This is a genomic window from Salmonella sp. A29-2, assembly GCF_020150755.1.
GTDB classification, from domain to species: Bacteria; Pseudomonadota; Gammaproteobacteria; order Enterobacterales; family Enterobacteriaceae; genus Salmonella; species Salmonella enterica.
On sequence record NZ_CP083731.1, the window covers coordinates 1,725,595 to 1,742,822 of the forward strand.

Below are 17,228 nucleotides of genomic sequence, written 5' to 3' on the forward strand. Positions count from 1 at the left end.
AATATCGTTTTGCCATAGAAACGACCGAAGGCCTCATGCTGAGTAACGATATTCTGCGTAGCGTGCGCTACATTTTAAAAGCTAATAATACCGATCTGGCGCGTATCCTGGCGCTGGGTAACGTTGATGCTACGCCGGAGCAGATTGCAATCTGGTTGCGCAAAGAAGAGGAAGAGGGGTTTCAGCGTTGCCCGGATATCGTGTTGTCCTCATTTCTCAATGGCCTCATTTATGAAAAACGCGGCAAAGATGAGGCGGCGCCTGCATTGACGGCGGAACGTCGTATCAACAACAATATTGTGCTGAAAAAGCTGCGTATTGCCTTTTCGCTAAAAACAGATGATATCCTGGCGATACTTACCGGTCAGTTGTTTCGTGTCTCAATGCCAGAGATCACCGCGATGATGCGCGCGCCGGATCATAAGAACTTCCGCGAATGCGGCGATCAGTTTATGCGTTATTTTCTGCGCGGTCTGGCGGCCCGTGAACACGCGGCGAAGTAATTCTGCGGTATTGTTCCCGGCAGCGTCCTGTCTGACCGGGAAAACGCATTATTATACTAATTGATTCTATGATACCCGCTCTCTTCCAACAGTTTCTGCGAGCGAATCATTGACAGATAGTACGCGGAACAGTTGTCAATTGATGATCCTGGCAATTTACAGAGGTCGCTTATTTTTGCCTGGGTAAAATCAATATCCACATATTCCGTAGCATAGCTATCATAATAGTCGATTCGTTCAGTCAAACCCGGCATACCCTGATAAGCTTCGCCGACTTGACTCAGCATTTTTTGTGCTTCTTCTTTATTATTGGCTTTCAGGGTTTTATAAAGTATTTTATGTTCAGATATTTGACGTAAAACGATATCCCCTTTGTAGTAATAGGTTAACTTTATTTCAATACCGTTGAGATTACCTACATAGCGTTGTGTTTCCTCTGACTCTTTGCTAGCGGCTATCTTCTTGATAAACGCTGTCATGTTATTTTGCTTTCCCTGGAGAGTATCGTTTTTCTGATCGCAGCCAGTTATGCTAACCGATAGAGAGAGCGCGAATAGTGGCAGTGCCATAAGACGTAGAACCTGCATAACAATTCCTTGTCGTTAAGTATTGGTGTGGCCAGGAATTCAGGGATTATAGGCTTTGGCGAGGGGACTTACAGCGAGGCTGTCTTTTTTCGGAATTCATAAAGAAAAGACGCTGCCGAAGCAGCGCCCTGAGCGACTTTACCAGTCGATGCAATACATTATGCCTGCCAGTTATTTCGCTTCTTTAAAACCAGCAGCTTCCAGCAGCGTCTGGGTTTGTTTCATGCTGATACCTTTGCTGGTATCGCCGGACACCATCGTCCCTGAGATTTGCTGTAACGCTTTAAAGTCCACTTTTTCCATATCCACAGAGACGTTTTCCTGGGCATAGGTATCTTCATAGGTTAATTTTTCTTCCACTCCGGCGATATTTTTATATTTCGCGCTCAGCGGATCGAGAATTTTGGCGGCATCTTCTTTCGTTTTAGCGCCTACAGTGGCATAGCTGATTTTACTTTCAGACGTCTGCTTAATGATTTTGTCACCTTTATAGGTGTAAGTAATTGAAATTTCTGTCCCCGCCAGGTTTGCGTTAAAGGTCTTTGATTCTTCTTTATCGCCACAGCCAGCAAGAGAGAACACCAGTACGGAAGCCAAAGCCGCGGACAATAACTTGCCAGAAATTTTCATCTAAAACTCCATTTTATATAATGATTGGGTTTTTAAAATAATTTCAATGAATTAATTTAACCCAGTAATAGCAATGTATCAGGGAGAGATAGAATATGACTTTTAGCCGTTATTTAGCAGTCCGGATATGGAGTCTTAGCGCTATTGCTTATTAAGGAAAAAGTTAAAACGCGCGGAGGGGGCGATATGCCAGTCAGGATTAAGCGGTTAAAAAAGCCGGAGCATGCTCCGGCTTGTTGCTTATTTCACCTGTTGGCCAGGCTTCGCGCCGTCATCAGGGCTTAACAGGAAGATATCTTTCCCGCCAGGTCCTGCGGCCATCACCATTCCCTCGGAGACGCCAAAGCGCATTTTACGCGGCGCGAGGTTGGCGACCATTACCGTCTGGCGGCCAATCAGCGCCTGCGGGTCCGGGTAGGCGGAACGAATGCCGGAGAAGACGTTACGCTTCTCGCCGCCCAGATCCAGCGTCAGGCGCAGCAATTTGTCAGAACCGTCTACGAACTCAGCGTTTTCAATCAATGCTACGCGCAGGTCAATTTTGGCGAAATCGTCAAAGGTGATGGTTTCCTGAATCGGGAAGTCGGCTAACGGGCCGGTAACCGGCGCAGCTGCGGCTTTCACCTCTTCTTTAGACGCTTCAACCAGCGCTTCAACTTGCTTCATGTCGATGCGATTGTAGAGCGCCTTAAAGGTGTTGACCTTGTGACCGAGCAGCGGCTGTTCGATGGCATCCCAGTTCAGTTCGCTGTTCAGGAAGGCTTCAACGCGTTCAGAAAGCGTCGGCAGTACCGGTTTCAGATACGTCATCAGCACGCGGAACAGGTTGATGCCCATTGAGCAAATGGCCTGCAGATCCGCGTCGCGGCCTTCTTGTTTAGCCACCACCCACGGCGCTTGCTCGTCAACATAACGGTTAGCGATGTCGGCCAGCGCCATAATCTCACGGATAGCTTTGCCGAATTCACGGCTTTCCCATGCTTCGCCAATCACCGCAGCGGCGTCAGTAAAGGTTTTGTACAATTGCGGATCGGCCAGTTCAGCCGCCAGCACGCCGTCGAAACGCTTATTGATAAAACCGGCGTTACGCGAGGCCAGGTTGACTACTTTATTGACGATATCGGCATTGACGCGCTGGACAAAGTCTTCCAGGTTCAGGTCGATGTCGTCAATGCGTGAAGAAAGCTTCGCGGTGTAGTAGTAGCGCAGGCTGTCGGCGTCAAAGTGTTTCAGCCAGGTGCTGGCCTTAATAAAGGTGCCGCGAGACTTAGACATCTTCGCGCCGTTCACCGTCACGTAACCGTGAACGAACAGGTTGGTCGGCTTACGGAAGTGGCTGCCTTCCAGCATGGCAGGCCAGAACAGGCTGTGGAAATAGACGATGTCTTTGCCGATAAAGTGGTACAGCTCGGCGTCGGAGTCTTTTTTCCAGTACTCATCAAAACTGGTCGTGTCACCGCGCTTATCGCACAGATTTTTGAAGGAGCCCATATAGCCAATCGGCGCGTCCAGCCAGACGTAGAAATATTTGCCCGGCGCGTTCGGGATTTCGAAACCAAAATACGGCGCGTCGCGGGAAATGTCCCACTGTTGCAGGCCGGATTCAAACCACTCCTGCATTTTGTTCGCCACCTGCTCCTGCAGCGCGCCGCTGCGGGTCCACGCCTGCAGCATTTCGCTGAATGACGGCAGATCAAAGAAAAAGTGCTCGGAGTCACGCATTACCGGCGTCGCGCCGGACACCACGGATTTCGGTTCGATAAGTTCGGTCGGGCTGTAAGTTGCGCCGCACACTTCACAGTTATCGCCGTACTGGTCTGCGGATTTACATTTCGGGCAGGTGCCTTTCACAAATCGGTCCGGCAGGAACATGCCTTTTTCCGGATCGTAGAGTTGAGAGATAGTGCGGTTCTTAATAAAACCGTTCTCTTTCAGGCGCGTATAAATCAGCTCGGACAGCTCGCGATTCTCGTCGCTGTGCGTTGAGTGGTAGTTGTCGTAGCTAATATTAAAACCGGCGAAATCGGTCTGGTGCTCCTGGCTCATTTCACCGATCATTTGCTCCGGCGTAATACCAAGCTGCTGCGCTTTCAGCATGATCGGCGTGCCATGAGCGTCATCGGCACAGATGAAGTTAACCTCATGGCCGCGCATTCGCTGGTAACGGACCCAGACATCAGCCTGGATGTGCTCCAGCATATGGCCGAGGTGGATAGAGCCGTTGGCGTACGGCAGCGCGCACGTTACCAGAATTTTCTTCGCGACTTGAGTCATAGTGGGTATTACTTCTTCTGTTGTAAAAAAGGGCTTTGATAGTACCAAAATGGTAATTACTGCGCCAATCGATAAGGGCATTTATCCGTAAATGAATAATTGTTACCGCTGGAGTAAACTACAAAGTTACAATCGTACTTTTCAGAACTACAAAAGGAGTCGGGATGAACGAACAATCCCAGGCCAAATCACCAGATACCCTGCGAGCGATGGTCGCCGGGACGCTGGCGAATTTTCAGCACTCAACCCTGAAGCATAACCTCACCACGCTTAAGGCGTTGCACCACGTCGCCTGGATGGATGATACGCTGCACGTTGAGCTGGTCATGCCGTTCGTCTGGAACAGCGCGTTTGAGGTATTAAAAGAGCAATGCAGCGCCGATCTGTTACGTATTACAGGCGCAAAAGCGATCGACTGGAAACTGTCGTACAACATTGCGACGCTGAAACGCGTCAAAAATCAGCCTGGCATTAATGGCGTGAAAAACATCATTGCCGTGAGCTCCGGTAAAGGCGGGGTGGGTAAATCGTCCACGGCGGTAAACCTGGCGCTGGCGTTAGCGGCTGAAGGCGCAAAGGTCGGGGTTCTCGATGCCGATATTTACGGTCCGTCGATCCCAACCATGCTTGGCGCAGAAGATCAGCGCCCGACATCGCCAGACGGTACGCATATGGCGCCGATTATGTCTCACGGCCTGGCGACCAACTCGATCGGCTATCTGGTAACTGACGATAACGCAATGGTATGGCGCGGCCCAATGGCCAGTAAGGCGCTGATGCAGATGTTGCAGGAGACTCTGTGGCCGGATCTGGATTATCTGGTACTGGATATGCCGCCGGGAACCGGGGATATTCAGCTAACGCTGGCGCAGAACATTCCTGTTACCGGCGCGGTGGTGGTGACTACGCCGCAAGATATCGCGTTAATCGACGCCAAAAAAGGTATCGTGATGTTCGAGAAGGTGGAAGTGCCGGTGCTCGGCATTGTGGAAAATATGAGTATGCATATTTGTAGCAACTGCGGCCATCACGAACCGATCTTCGGCACGGGCGGCGCGCAGAAGCTGGCGGAAAAATACCATACTCAGCTTCTGGGTCAGATGCCGCTGCATATTAGTCTGCGCGAAGATCTTGATCGCGGTACGCCGACGGTGGTTAGCCGTCCGGAGAGCGACTTTACCGCGATCTATCGCGAACTGGCCGATCGCGTTGCGGCACAGCTTTACTGGCAGGGTGAAGTGATTCCGGGAGAAATCGCCTTCCGCGCGGTGTAATTTCTGGCGTTAAATTTTATTCACCGCATCAATGATATATTGATGTGGTGAATATATGGAATGGAAAAGCTGCGTAATATTGTTTATCCTGCCTGTATAATCCATGTCTTTTTCTGAATAATTCGCCTCAATGCATCATTTGAATTGATCAAACCTATCTCATTAATCTACCATTCCAATTGGTTTTAGCAGGGACGTTAATACATAATTCAACGGAAAAATGGCTTGTACGCTGTTTTCCACTTAAAACAGGAATAATGAACGCAATGAAGAAAAGTTTATTCTTGGGATTTATAACTTTGGCTTATGGAATGAGTTTACAGGCTTTGGCTTCTGATACGGCAACCTTAACCATTACCGGGAGGGTTGTTGAACCAACATGCAGTACTGATGTTGTGAATAATACGGTGCAGCAGCGATGTGGTCAGACTCTTCATCATACAGATATTAACAATGTTACCCCCACTCCTGCACAAGGCATTGTTACTGAAATTGTCGCTGTTCCTGGGGATTCCACACGACAGATAGTGTTAAATCGCTACGACTAAGAAAATATATTGTTTATTAAGCCTTTATCATTTTGATGAATGATAGAGGCTTTTTTATTTGCGATACAAATAATTATTGTCAATTAATTACGCTAATTTATTAGATTTTAAAATAGTACTCACCTTCACTTATTTGCTACAACTATATTGATATTTGTAACTTGTTTTAAATCAATAAAACAACACGTTTACATTGCAGTAACGTTTTTGGTGTGCGAATTTAAATCCAAGAGTTAACCCTCTTAACAAATAGAAATTATTTGATTAAGGAAGATACTATGAAACGTTCAATTATTTCTGCTGCTGTACTGTCTGCTGTATTTATGAGTGCTGGGGCGTTTGCTGAAGATACCGGAACTTTAAACATTATTGGCACAGTAGTTGGAACATCATGCCAGTTTGTGTCAGGAAATAATTCAGAGGATGTGGTGTTAAGTCAGGTTGAAACTAATGTATTTGATACGATGAGTCCCGGTTCGATTTATACACCAATCACGGAACAGACCACACATCTCAAAATTTACTGCCCAGGTATTGAAGAAGGAAAAAGTCTGAATATTACTGTCAAGGCACCAACTTTAGATGCTGAAGGTGTAATTGGAAATACGTTACCTGATGGTGCTAAAGGTGTCGGTTTTGCTTTGAAATATAAAAACAAAGCTGTTGATCATAGCTCAAATAATATCATCGTGGGAGCCACAGATTTTGACTCAGATAAGATCTATACGATTCCACTGGATGTTTATTATGCTAAGCAAGGTACTGACGCAGTAACGTCAGGGGATGTGAACGCTACCGTAACACTGCAAGCTGCATATAATTGATTTGTAGGCCGGCATAACCTGCCGGCCTTTTATAAGGTAGTTACCCATGAAAAAACTTCTTTTTTTTTCGCTGTTCTTCATTTCAACGGCAAATGCCGGTGTGGTTATTTACGGTACTCGCATTATCTATCCAGCAGAGAAAAATGAAGTACTGGTGCAGTTAATGAATCAGGGTGGGCGTTCTTCATTGGTTCAGTCGTGGATTGATGATGGAGATACATCGTTACCACCGGAAAAGATTAAGGTTCCATTTTTGCTAACACCTCCTGTTGCGAAGGTGGCTGGGGATTCAGGTCAGCAGATTAAAATTAAAAAAATGCCAAATATGCTACCAAATAATAAAGAAAGTTTGTTTTATCTCAACGTACTGGATATTCCACCAAACAATCCAAATAGTACCGGTAAAAATGTATTGAAATTTGCAATGCAGAATCGCATCAAATTATTCTATCGGCCTAAAGGAATTGCCCCAGTTAATAGAGGTACTTTTCAGAAACTGTCCATGAAACGTACTGCTAGTAGTTATTCTATTCAGAATGATACAGCTAATTGGGTCACGATAATAGAAGTTAAAGTTAATGGTGTTAAAATAAATAATGAAAGTATTATGCTTGCACCGTTCTCCAGTGCAGATGTGGCATTAAAAAGTGCTAATGCCAATCAGTATAAAATGACCATTATTGACGATCACGGTAATTATATTAGCGATAACGTCAGCTTAAAATAACAGGAGCTGGTTATGTTAAGGATGACTCCGATTGCTTCGGCGGTATTACTGTTGCTACTCGGCATTGACGCCCATGCCGCAGAAGAAACGTTTGATACAAATTTTATGATGGGTGGAATGAAAGGTGAGAGGGTTTCTGATTTTCGCCTCGATGATAACCAACCCCTGCCAGGCCAATATGATATTGACATCTACGTCAATAAGCAGTGGCGTGGTAAGTATGATATTACTATTAAGGATAATCCGGATGACACCTGTTTATCCCGCGATGCATTAACGCGTCTGGGGATAAATATACAAGCGTTGGACAAGCAGAATGAATGCCCAACCTTGAAGCAGGCGGTACAAGGGGGCAGTTATGCCTGGAATATTGGCACGTTTCGTCTGGATCTTAGCGTTCCGCAGGCGTTTGTCGATGAACTTGAGCAAGGGTATGTTCCTCCGGAAAACTGGGATCGTGGCATTAATGCCTTCTATACCTCGTACTATGCCAGCCAGTATTACAGCGACTATAAGGATTCTGGCAACAGTAAAAGTACCTACGCGCGTTTCACCAGCGGGTTAAACCTGCTGGGCTGGCAGCTGCATTCCGATGCCAGCTATAACAAAACCGATGACAGCAGCGGGGAGTGGAAAAGCAACACCCTGTATTTGGAGCGCGGCATCCCACAAATTCTGGGCACTCTGCGTGCCGGGGATATGTATACCTCATCAGATATTTTCGATGCGGTGCGTTTTCGTGGCGTACGGCTGTATCGCGATATGCAGATGCTGCCGAACTCAAAACAGAATTTTACGCCGCTGGTGCAGGGGATTGCGCAAAGTAACGCGCTGGTCACCATCGAACAGAACGGTTTTGTGGTTTACCAGAAAGAGGTTCCGCCAGGCCCGTTCTCTATTGCGGATTTACAGTTGGCAGGCGGCGGTGCGGATCTTGATGTTAGCATCAAAGAGGCTGACGGATCGGTAACAACCTATCTGGTGCCCTATGCTGCGGTGCCCAATATGTTGCAGCCGGGTGTTTCAAAATATGATTTTGCGGCAGGGCGTAGCCATATCGAAGGCGCCAGCAACCAGACCGATTTTGCGCAGATGAGCTACCAATACGGGCTGAATAATCTCTTAACGCTGTACGGCGGCACCATGCTGGCGGATAACTACAATGCATTTACGTTGGGTACTGGCTGGAATACGCGTATCGGCGCGATTTCCGTCGATATGACACAATCGCATAGCAAGCAAGACAATGGTGATGTGTTTGACGGGCAAAGTTACCAGATTGCCTATAACAAGTATTTGACGCAAACCGCCACCCGTTTTGGGCTTGCTGCCTATCGTTACTCGTCACGAGATTACCGAACGTTTAACGATCACGTTTGGGCCAATAACAAAGACAGCTATGATCGTGATGAAAATGATGTGTACGACATTGCGGATTATTATCAGAACGATTTTGGTCGTAAGAACAGTTTTTCGGCGAACGTCAGCCAATCTTTGCCGCAGGGCTGGGGCTCTGTATCTTTGAGCACGCTGTGGCGTGATTATTGGGGGCGTAGCGGTAACAGTAAAGATTATCAACTGAGCTATTCCAATAGCTGGCAACGGATTAGCTATACCTTTTCCGCCAGCCAGACTTACGATGAAGATCATCACGAAGATAAGCGTTTTAACGTCTTTATCTCTATTCCGTTCGATTGGGGAGATGATATTAGCGCTCCGCGCAGGCATTTGTATGTGTCTAACTCAACGACCTTTGATGATGACGGTTTTGCGTCAAATAATACCGGGCTTTCCGGCACCGCAGGCAGTCGCGATCAGTTTAACTATGGGGTGAATCTCAGCCATCAACGGCAGGACAGTGAGACAACGGCTGGCGGAAATCTGACGTGGAATGCGCCAGTTGCGACGCTTAACGGCAGCTATAGTCAGTCGTCTAAATATACACAAACTGGCGGCAGTATTTCCGGGGGGCTGGTGGCCTGGTCTGGGGGCGTGAATTTAGCCAACCGACTGTCGGAAACGTTTGCCGTGTTGCATGCGCCGGGTCTGGAAGGAGCGTATGTTAATGGGCAGAAATACCGCACCACCAACCGTAATGGCGTGGTGGTCTACGATGGTTTAACGCCGTATCGTGAAAACCACTTGATGCTGGATGTTTCCAATACTAATAGTAAAACCGATCTGCAAGGGAATCGGCGTAATACAGCCCCATATCGGGGGGCAGTCGTTCTGGCGACGTTTGATACCGACCAACGTAAACCTTGGTATATCCGGGCGCAGCGTCCCGATGGTTCACCGCTGACCTTTGGTTACGAAGTAGAGGATATTCATGGACATAATATTGGCGTGGTAGGCCAGGGAAGCCAGCTCTTTATTCGCACCAATGAAGTACCGCCGGAAATAAATGTGGCGATTGATAAACAACAGGGACTTTCATGCTCAATCACTTTCGGCAAAACGATTGATGAAAGTAAAGTTTATATTTGTCGGTGAGGAATGTCATGAGATATTTATTGATGTTGTTTATGATTTTTATATCTTCAAATTTGCAAGCGTATTGTTATATTATAAATCCGGAATCTGCTAGTAATACAAAAATAGAGGATGTAATTGAAATTAAATTAGATAGCAGGAATGTTTTTGAAAAAGAAGTATCAATGGTATTTCCAGATTCTTTCTCTGGATTCCATTGTTTGGGAGGGACTGCTGTAGAAAACCGCTTTAAGACAACGTATTCAAGTGGTAATGGGGAGACTGTAAGATATAAAATAAAAGATGATAGCGGACATAGGTTGTATGTTGATGTGACATTGTTTGTTGATGGTAGCCAAACAGGAAAACAAAAAGCCAATGAGACTTCTCAAGCCAGTAAACTAAACAATAACTTAAAATACAAGGTGTTGGCTAAGGTGGTAAAAGTGGAGGCAGATGATAATAGTATTGAAGCCAAATCTGCAGGTGAAGCTTTTTTGTTAGGAAATTATATCAAAGTCAAACCATTGGATTGTCATGGAGCAGCTATTTGTAATCATGATAACACCAATCATGAATATAGTTTTAAAGTGCCGATAAAAATATTTTTTACTAAGACAACATGTTCTTTGTCTAATAATGAGATTACGTTGCCTCCTATTTCATTAAGTGATCTGTTGGCTGGTAATGCTCAGGTCGAATACTTTCCTGATGCACTGAAATTTACATGTGATGGAGGGCTGGGAATGACGACAAGTATTGTAAATTATCATTTTTCTGCCGTTTCAGCAACCAATGGAGATTATTTGGCAAATGAATTAACAAGCGCCGATAGTGCAAAAAATGTTGGGTTTAAAATTTTCCTTAATGATAACCTTATTCATGTAAACTCTGATGAGAAAAGGCAACTGTTAGGGTATAATAAAGAAATGACTGAAGCTTCAGAACTGAAGCTGGGTGTACAATACTATAAATATGGTAACGTCCAACCGGGCAATGTAAAAAGTAGTGTTTATATTATTACAAGTTATCAGTAATCAATGCTAAGCACACTCTCCTTAACGGAGAGTGTGCTTTTTTATCGATGATAAAAAATCTCGCCATCATAGGCTTTGATGATTTTTCCATCGGTATCGTTAATCAGTACATACGCGCCGCCCATATAGGTCCAGTGAGTACCGGCATCTGGCGCGGGCAGATTACGTAATTTCCACTGTTTAATATTATACTCATCGGTGCGGTACATCTGCGGAACGGTATCGCCGGGCTTGAAGTGGGTGAAGTCGGCGATAAAGCTTTTTAACTCATATTGATCAATGCCCGTTGTCGCGGGGGCGGCCCATGCAAAACTGGTTGTAAGCAACAGCGCGCAAGGCAGCAACTTACTTTTCATACTTTTACCCTCCACATATGCGGGTCAGTTAACATCGTGTGTATCATTTCTGCTGGTGGCGTATCTGACAAGCGCTATTTTGTTATCTCACGCCCCTTTTCGTAAAAAGTGTAAACGAAAGCGTCGTGCAGCAACATATCCGCCAGCAAGTTTGCCAGAACCGAATAGGTTTTGAGAACTATCTGATAACGCTGAAATTATCGTCCGCCGCTGGCTGTAAATTTACATTGTCTGGCGCAGACAGTATGCTTAATAGCGAAACCCCGCTTAACACGGTGGGGCTTGACGACTCGGGGTGCCCTTCTTTGTGAAGGCTGAGAAATACCCGTACCACCTGATCTGGATAATGCCAGCGTAGGGAAGTCTGACACTGCTCGTGTCCCTTCTTCACGCGGGCAGGAGCTGAACCATGCAGCCTGACCTGCACTGCCGCACGCTTGCGGCGCATACGTTAAAACACTTTCGCGCGCTCTCCCCGCTTACGCACTGTATGACGAATGACGTCGTACAAACGTTTACCGCCAATACGCTGCTGGCGCTGGGCGCTTCACCCGCCATGGTGATTGATCCCGTCGAGGCCAGACCGTTTGCCGCCATCGCCAACGCCTTGCTGGTTAATGTCGGAACATTAACCGCCTCACGCGCTGACGCGATGCGTGGGGCGGTAGAAAGCGCTTATGATGCCAAAACGCCGTGGACGCTTGATCCTGTCGCGGTGGGCGCGCTGGAATTTCGTCGGCGATTTTGCCTGGATCTCTTGCCCCTGCGCCCGGCGGCAATACGCGGCAACGCCTCGGAAATCCTGGCGTTATCCGGCATGGCGCTGGGCGGACGCGGCGTAGATACCACCGAGGCGGCGTTGGCCGCACTGCCTGCGGCGCAGGCGCTGGCGCGTCAGATAGACTGCATCGTTGTGGTTACCGGAGAGATAGATTACGTCACTAACGGTCAGCGCACGCTGAGCATTCCCGGCGGCGATCCGTTAATGACTCGCATTGTAGGCACCGGCTGCGCGTTGTCGGCGGTCGTCGCCGCCAGTTGCGCGTTACCGGGCGCCGCGCTGGACAATGTTGCGTCGGCCTGCTGCTGGATGAAACTGGCTGGACAGGCCGCGGCAGAGCGTAGCGAAGGACCGGGCAGCTTCATCCCGGCTTTTCTTGATGCGCTCTATCATCTGGATGTGGAGGCGGCCAATGCAACGAATTAACGCGCTGACGATTGCCGGCACCGATCCCAGCGGCGGGGCCGGTATCCAGGCGGATCTCAAGACCTTTTCCGCGCTGGGCGCATATGGCTGTTCGGTCATCACTGCGCTGGTGGCGCAAAATACCTGTGGCGTACAGTCGGTGTACCGGATAGAGCCGGACTTTGTCGCCGCTCAACTTGATTCCGTGTTCAGCGATGTGCGCATTGATACCACAAAAATCGGGATGCTGGCGGAAACCGATATTGTCGAGGCCGTGGCGGAACGGTTACAGCGCCATCATGTACGTAATGTGGTGCTGGATACGGTGATGCTGGCGAAAAGCGGCGATCCGCTGCTCTCGCCCTCTGCGATAGAAACATTACGCGTCCGGCTGTTGCCGCAGGTATCGCTGATTACGCCTAATTTGCCGGAAGCCGCAGCGTTGCTGGATGCGCCCCATGCGCGTACGGAACAGGAGATGCTGGCGCAGGGGCGGGCGTTACTGGCGATGGGGTGTGAAGCGGTATTAATGAAAGGCGGGCATTTAGAGGATGCGCAAAGCCCGGACTGGCTCTTTACCCGTGAGGGTGAGCAACGTTTTAGCGCGCCGCGTGTGAACACCAAAAATACGCATGGGACGGGCTGTACGCTGTCGGCGGCGCTGGCGGCGTTACGGCCCCGGCATCGCAGTTGGGGAGAGACGGTAAACGAGGCGAAGGCATGGCTTTCGGCGGCGTTGGCGCAGGCAGACACGCTGGAAGTGGGGAAGGGCATTGGTCCGGTACATCATTTCCACGCGTGGTGGTAGTATACTGCCTACAGACCCGTCGTCAGGAAAGATAAATGGAACAAGCGCATACCCGGCTCATCGCGCAACTGAATGAACGAATTTCAGCGGCGGATAATACGCCGCTATACATGAAATTCGCCCAGACGGTAAAGGATGCCGTGCGCAGCGGTATTCTTGAGCACGGTAATATTTTGCCTGGCGAACGCGATCTCAGCCAGCTTACCGGCGTCTCGCGCATCACGGTACGGAAAGCGATGCAGGCGCTGGAAGAAGAGGGTGTCGTCACGCGCGCCCGTGGCTACGGTACGCAAATCAATAATATCTTTGAATATTCCCTGAAAGAGGCGCGGGGATTTTCTCAGCAGGTTGTCTTGCGCGGCAAAAAACCGGATACGCTATGGGTTAACAAACGCGTGATAAGTTGTCCGGATGAGGTCGCGCAGCATCTGGCGATCCCCGCAGGCAGCGACGTCTTTTTACTCAAACGCATTCGTTATGTTGATGAGGATGCGGTATCGATTGAAGAGTCCTGGGTGCCCGCGCATCTGATTCATGATGTCGACGCGATTGGTATTTCTCTGTATGACTATTTTCGTCGCCAGCACATTTACCCTCAGCGTACCCGATCTCGCGTTAGCGCCCGGATGCCGGATGATGAGTTTCAGTCGCATATTCAAATGGATGGTAAAGTGCCGGTGCTGGTGATTAAGCAGGTGGCGCTCGATCAGCAGCAGCGGCCTATTGAATACAGCATCAGTTATTGTCGTAGCGACCTATACGTTTTTGTGTGCGAGGAGTAGCGCCTCGCGCGTGGGCGCGCAGTCGCCGCCGCGATGCCCGACCACCCAGCTTGCCACCGCATTTCCCAGCAGTACGGCATCCGCGAGCGGCCAGCCTGACGCCAGTCCTGCCAGCACGCCGCCAGCATGGCTGTCGCCCGCGCCGATGGTATCCACCACGGTTGCCGGAAACGCTGGCACAACGCCGGAAGATTGCGCGCTAAAATACCACGCTCCGTCTTTATCGTGGCGCACCACCAGCGGCGCGGAAAAGCGTTTTACCCATGCTTCGCCGAAAGTGCGCGTATCGGTCGCAAGTCCGGCGCGTTCCGCGGCGATGATGGCTTCCTGGCGATTGAGGGAGACGATGGGTCGGCAGGCCATAATGCGCGCCATTACATCGTCTGTAATATCACCGATTCGTGGGCCAAAATCGATAAAAGGCGTGACATCGTCGACGGTTTCCAGCCACTGGATCATTGGTTCGCCACAGGACGAGGCCAGTTGATAGCCGGACAGGTAGACAAGACTGCCCCGCGGTGTCCTGAGCTGCGACAACCAGTCTGCATTCCACTGGTTTTCCACGCCGCTAAAAGACATAAACGTGCGTTCGCCATCCGGTTCGACTAACGCCAGACACCAGCCGTTATCTCCTTCAACCGCGTCAATCACGCTGGATAATCCCTCTTTTGCCAGACGGCGGCGAATCCTCTCCGCCCACACGCCCTGGCCCAGCGGCAGCGCATTGCTGGCGTCAATCCCCAGTCGTTTCAACGCCACGGCAATATTCAGCGCACAGCCGCCGACATTGACGCTCTGTTGTTGCAGTTCAATATCGCCTCCGCGACGCGGCAACGTCCAGGCGTCGGCAATGATATCGATCACTGCCGCGCCGATAACGGTGAGCGGACGCCGGGTATGCAGGGTCGGTAATAATGTCAGCAACCGTGCGCCGTTCATAGTGCCTCCCGCCGTTGACGATAACTCGCCAGCGCAACGGCATAGCGCGCAAAATCCAGCTGATTAACCTCGTCCAGCGTTTGCTTTAACTGGGGGTTAATGGCGCTTACCCCGTGCAACGCGCCGCAAATGGCGGTAGCCATCGCGCCGATAGTGTCGGTATCGCCGCCGAGGTTAGCGCACAGCACGGCACAGCGGTTAGGATCGGTATTCGCCAGTTCCACCATGGCGATAGCGCAGGGAACCGATTCAATGGTGCTGGTTCCCGCGCCGATGATCTGATAGAGCTGTTCGCTGGCAGATTCGACGCCGTCGGCGTGGCGGACAATGTTTAGCGCCAGTTCCAGACGTGCCGATAGCGAGGCGCTAAACGTGGTAATACGCGCTGTCTGCGCCTGATGGGCGACGGCGGGGAGCGAGTCGGCAATACTTTGCCACGTGTCGCCGTTAACCGCTCGCGAGACGGCCCAGGCGACAACCACGGCGCCAGCCACCGCCAGATCGGATTTATGCGTCGGGCTGGAGGCTAACGCTACTTCTGCTATAAAGGCTGTCAGGTTAGTTGGCGGCAACAGGCAGCCCAACGGCGAAACGCGCATGGCCGCGCCGTTAGTCACGCCGTTATTTTCCAGCGCCGCGATGGGTTTGCCGTCGCGAATCGCATTCAGCGCAATTTTTGACGTCGGGCCGAGTACATTTTTATTGAACGCATCAAAGCGTTCTGCCCAGGCGAGGATGTTACGCCCAATAATCTCGGGATCAATGTTGCCTTCGCATTCGAGTAGCGCGTCGGCCAGGCAGAGCGCCATTGCGGTATCATCCGTAAACTCCGCGCGGTTAAAATAGCAGGCGGCATTATTCTCTTTTGGCCCGGGCAGAAAGCGGTCAATCCAGCCGAAATGCGCTTTGACGCGCGTTCTCGGCCACAGCTCAGAGGGCATTCCCATCGCATCCCCTAACGCTTGCCCGTAAAGAGCACCGAGAATACGTTCTGCTTTCATTTTACTTCCCCTTGTGTCAACGCAATATCGCGATCGTCAATAGCAGTGATCTCTTTGTCCGATTCGCGAAAGAAAATCATAAACAGTAGCGCGATGACGGCAATCATCACTGCGCCAAACGTCCACATGCCCGCCCAGTTGAATGTCAGACCGTTAACCGGTTGCGGATAAGCAAACATTTTTTCCATCATCACGCCGCCGAGACGATAGCCCAGCAGGCTGCCGAATCCCTGACAGCAGAGGGTGATAAGCCCTTGCGCAGCGGTACGCATATGAACCGGCGCTTTTTTATCGACATAAATGTAGGCGGTGACGTAGTAGAAATCGTAACTCACGCCGTGTAGCAAAATACCGAGGAACAGCAGGGCATAAGTGAAGTACGTTTCCGCACCGCCATAGACAAAAAAGCCGTAGCGGATCGCAGCGGTAATAAGACCAAGTAATAATACCTTTTTAATACCAAAGCGCTTAGTGAAAAAGGGCAGAGCCAGCATAAAGAAGATTTCAGAGAACTGGCCGAGCGTCATCCAGCCGGTGGCGTTCTTCATTCCCACTTCTGTCAGGTAGCCGTTAGCGAAGATGTAGTAGAAGGCCAGCGGCATCGCAAACAGGAAGGAACAGAAGAAGAAAACGAGAAAGTTTTTATCGCGCAGCAGGACCAGCGCATCCAGCCCCAGCATCACTTTAATATCCATCTTGCCGGTGCTTTTTGGCGGCGTGTCTGGCAGACAGAACGCAAATACGCCCAGCAACGCTGAACTTGCGGCGGTTATGAGCAGTGGAATGTTGGTGGGGGAAATATCGTTATAGCCTAACATTTGCGGCAGGAATCCACAGGCGAGGCCGGAGGCTATCCACCCAATGGTTCCCATAACGCGAATGCGTGGAAAATCGCGTTCAACGTCCGGTACGTTAGCGAAGGCAATGCTGTTTGTCAGCGCGATGGTCGGCATATAGGTCAATGAATAGGCCAGAAGCAGCGGAAAGAATCCGGCGAAGGTGGTTTGCTGCGCCGCGAAATACATCAGCACGGCGCCTGCAAACATCAGTACCGCCAGGACTTTTTGCGCTGAGAAAAAACGGTCGGTAACGGAGCCGACCAGAATCGGCGACAGGATCGCCGCAATGGCGGTACAGGCATAAGACCAGCCTATTTCACCGGCGGAAAACCCGCTTTTATTTAGCCATAGCCACAGGGGGACGAACCAGGCGCCCCAGATAAACCACTCCACGAACATCATGAACGACAGTTTAAAGGTCGTTTTCATTTTTGAATCCTT

17 protein-coding genes and 1 riboswitch are annotated in these 17,228 nt (G+C 49.7%); of the genes, 10 read left to right on the forward strand and 7 right to left on the reverse strand.

What is annotated here, in order from left to right:
• The first annotated feature begins 35 nt into the window (after positions 1-35).
• Positions 36-503, forward strand: a complete 468-nt coding sequence (locus K8W53_RS08315; protein ID WP_000950413.1) for a DUF1456 family protein — start codon at positions 36-38, stop codon at positions 501-503.
• A 56-nt stretch (positions 504-559) separates the two neighbouring features.
• Here the strand turns inward: K8W53_RS08315 and K8W53_RS08320 are convergent, their stop codons facing one another.
• From K8W53_RS08320 to metG, 3 genes are all read right to left on the reverse strand, one after another.
• Complete coding sequence (locus tag K8W53_RS08320) at positions 560-1,090, reverse strand: YehR family lipoprotein (protein WP_023224581.1); 531 nt, start codon at positions 1,088-1,090, stop codon at positions 560-562.
• A 171-nt stretch (positions 1,091-1,261) separates the two neighbouring features.
• Positions 1,262-1,720, reverse strand: a complete 459-nt coding sequence (locus K8W53_RS08325; protein WP_000703137.1) for a YehR family lipoprotein — start codon at positions 1,718-1,720, stop codon at positions 1,262-1,264.
• Positions 1,721-1,960: 240 nt separating this feature from the next.
• Positions 1,961-3,994 carry a methionine--tRNA ligase gene (metG, locus tag K8W53_RS08330; protein ID WP_000195330.1) on the reverse strand — a complete coding sequence of 678 codons (2,034 nt, stop codon included), beginning with the start codon at positions 3,992-3,994 and terminating at the stop codon, positions 1,961-1,963.
• Between the two features lie 164 nt (positions 3,995-4,158).
• Here metG and apbC point away from each other — a divergent pair, with 164 nt between their 5' ends.
• The 6 genes from apbC to K8W53_RS08360 all read left to right on the forward strand — a co-directional run bounded on the left by apbC (position 4,159) and on the right by K8W53_RS08360 (position 10,876).
• The gene (apbC, locus tag K8W53_RS08335; RefSeq protein ID WP_023224582.1) at positions 4,159-5,268 is read left to right on the forward strand and encodes an iron-sulfur cluster carrier protein ApbC; all 1,110 of its coding nucleotides are present in this window, start codon (positions 4,159-4,161) and stop codon (positions 5,266-5,268) included.
• 266 nt (positions 5,269-5,534) lie between these two features.
• Positions 5,535-5,816: a DUF2574 family protein gene (locus tag K8W53_RS08340; protein ID WP_001543027.1), complete on the forward strand. Its 282-nt coding sequence runs from the start codon at positions 5,535-5,537 to the stop codon at positions 5,814-5,816.
• A 278-nt stretch (positions 5,817-6,094) separates the two neighbouring features.
• Positions 6,095-6,640: a fimbrial protein gene (locus K8W53_RS08345; RefSeq protein WP_017441994.1), complete on the forward strand. Its 546-nt coding sequence runs from the start codon at positions 6,095-6,097 to the stop codon at positions 6,638-6,640.
• 46 nt (positions 6,641-6,686) lie between these two features.
• Positions 6,687-7,367, forward strand: coding sequence for a fimbria/pilus periplasmic chaperone (locus K8W53_RS08350; RefSeq protein ID WP_017441993.1), 681 nt, complete (start codon positions 6,687-6,689; stop codon positions 7,365-7,367).
• Between the two features lie 12 nt (positions 7,368-7,379).
• Positions 7,380-9,860, forward strand: coding sequence for a fimbrial biogenesis outer membrane usher protein (locus K8W53_RS08355; protein ID WP_052939437.1), 2,481 nt, complete (start codon positions 7,380-7,382; stop codon positions 9,858-9,860).
• Between the two features lie 8 nt (positions 9,861-9,868).
• Positions 9,869-10,876, forward strand: coding sequence for a fimbrial protein (locus tag K8W53_RS08360; RefSeq protein ID WP_058654906.1), 1,008 nt, complete (start codon positions 9,869-9,871; stop codon positions 10,874-10,876).
• Positions 10,877-10,917: 41 nt separating this feature from the next.
• On the opposite strand, the gene rcnB is transcribed toward K8W53_RS08360, so the two are convergent.
• Positions 10,918-11,232: a Ni(II)/Co(II) efflux transporter accessory subunit RcnB gene (gene rcnB, locus K8W53_RS08365; protein ID WP_023224585.1), complete on the reverse strand. Its 315-nt coding sequence runs from the start codon at positions 11,230-11,232 to the stop codon at positions 10,918-10,920.
• A 281-nt stretch (positions 11,233-11,513) separates the two neighbouring features.
• A riboswitch (TPP riboswitch) is annotated at positions 11,514-11,610 on the forward strand.
• A gap of 31 nt (positions 11,611-11,641) precedes the next feature.
• Between rcnB and thiM the strand changes: the two genes are divergently transcribed.
• From thiM to K8W53_RS08380, 3 genes are read left to right on the forward strand one after another with little or no spacing between them, the layout of a single operon-like run.
• The gene (gene thiM / locus K8W53_RS08370) at positions 11,642-12,439 is read left to right on the forward strand and encodes a hydroxyethylthiazole kinase (RefSeq protein WP_023218961.1); all 798 of its coding nucleotides are present in this window, start codon (positions 11,642-11,644) and stop codon (positions 12,437-12,439) included.
• Complete coding sequence (gene thiD / locus K8W53_RS08375) at positions 12,426-13,226, forward strand: bifunctional hydroxymethylpyrimidine kinase/phosphomethylpyrimidine kinase (RefSeq protein WP_001188957.1); 801 nt, start codon at positions 12,426-12,428, stop codon at positions 13,224-13,226. The genes thiM and thiD overlap by 14 nt, the downstream gene beginning before the upstream one ends.
• 35 nt (positions 13,227-13,261) lie before the next feature.
• On the forward strand, positions 13,262-14,008 hold the full coding sequence (locus K8W53_RS08380; protein ID WP_000434057.1) for a GntR family transcriptional regulator: 747 nt from the start codon (positions 13,262-13,264) through the stop codon (positions 14,006-14,008).
• Here the strand turns inward: K8W53_RS08380 and K8W53_RS08385 are convergent.
• Genes K8W53_RS08385 through K8W53_RS08395 form a run of 3 tightly spaced genes read right to left on the reverse strand, consistent with a single transcriptional unit; the run spans position 13,982 to position 17,216 of the window.
• Complete coding sequence (locus tag K8W53_RS08385) at positions 13,982-14,947, reverse strand: PfkB family carbohydrate kinase (protein ID WP_001012667.1); 966 nt, start codon at positions 14,945-14,947, stop codon at positions 13,982-13,984. The genes K8W53_RS08380 and K8W53_RS08385 overlap by 27 nt on opposite strands.
• Positions 14,944-15,948: an ADP-ribosylglycohydrolase family protein gene (locus K8W53_RS08390; RefSeq protein WP_000642793.1), complete on the reverse strand. Its 1,005-nt coding sequence runs from the start codon at positions 15,946-15,948 to the stop codon at positions 14,944-14,946. Before K8W53_RS08390 ends, K8W53_RS08385 begins: the two co-directional genes overlap by 4 nt.
• A complete protein-coding gene (locus tag K8W53_RS08395) occupies positions 15,945-17,216 on the reverse strand; it encodes a nucleoside permease (protein WP_000858692.1) in 1,272 nt (423 codons plus the stop codon). Before K8W53_RS08395 ends, K8W53_RS08390 begins: the two co-directional genes overlap by 4 nt.
• Positions 17,217-17,228 lie beyond the last annotated feature (12 nt).

Coding starts and splice junctions, on each gene's coding strand:
- K8W53_RS08315 (WP_000950413.1), top strand. CDS start 36: ATGCTGAGTAACGATATTCTGCGTAGCGTGCGCTACATTTTAAAAGCT.
- K8W53_RS08320 (WP_023224581.1), bottom strand. CDS start 1,090: ATGCAGGTTCTACGTCTTATGGCACTGCCACTATTCGCGCTCTCTCTA.
- K8W53_RS08325 (WP_000703137.1), bottom strand. CDS start 1,720: ATGAAAATTTCTGGCAAGTTATTGTCCGCGGCTTTGGCTTCCGTACTG.
- metG (WP_000195330.1), bottom strand. CDS start 3,994: ATGACTCAAGTCGCGAAGAAAATTCTGGTAACGTGCGCGCTGCCGTAC.
- apbC (WP_023224582.1), top strand. CDS start 4,159: ATGAACGAACAATCCCAGGCCAAATCACCAGATACCCTGCGAGCGATG.
- K8W53_RS08340 (WP_001543027.1), top strand. CDS start 5,535: ATGAAGAAAAGTTTATTCTTGGGATTTATAACTTTGGCTTATGGAATG.
- K8W53_RS08345 (WP_017441994.1), top strand. CDS start 6,095: ATGAAACGTTCAATTATTTCTGCTGCTGTACTGTCTGCTGTATTTATG.
- K8W53_RS08350 (WP_017441993.1), top strand. CDS start 6,687: ATGAAAAAACTTCTTTTTTTTTCGCTGTTCTTCATTTCAACGGCAAAT.
- K8W53_RS08355 (WP_052939437.1), top strand. CDS start 7,380: ATGTTAAGGATGACTCCGATTGCTTCGGCGGTATTACTGTTGCTACTC.
- K8W53_RS08360 (WP_058654906.1), top strand. CDS start 9,869: ATGAGATATTTATTGATGTTGTTTATGATTTTTATATCTTCAAATTTG.
- rcnB (WP_023224585.1), bottom strand. CDS start 11,232: ATGAAAAGTAAGTTGCTGCCTTGCGCGCTGTTGCTTACAACCAGTTTT.
- thiM (WP_023218961.1), top strand. CDS start 11,642: ATGCAGCCTGACCTGCACTGCCGCACGCTTGCGGCGCATACGTTAAAA.
- thiD (WP_001188957.1), top strand. CDS start 12,426: ATGCAACGAATTAACGCGCTGACGATTGCCGGCACCGATCCCAGCGGC.
- K8W53_RS08380 (WP_000434057.1), top strand. CDS start 13,262: ATGGAACAAGCGCATACCCGGCTCATCGCGCAACTGAATGAACGAATT.
- K8W53_RS08385 (WP_001012667.1), bottom strand. CDS start 14,947: ATGAACGGCGCACGGTTGCTGACATTATTACCGACCCTGCATACCCGG.
- K8W53_RS08390 (WP_000642793.1), bottom strand. CDS start 15,948: ATGAAAGCAGAACGTATTCTCGGTGCTCTTTACGGGCAAGCGTTAGGG.
- K8W53_RS08395 (WP_000858692.1), bottom strand. CDS start 17,216: ATGAAAACGACCTTTAAACTGTCGTTCATGATGTTCGTGGAGTGGTTT.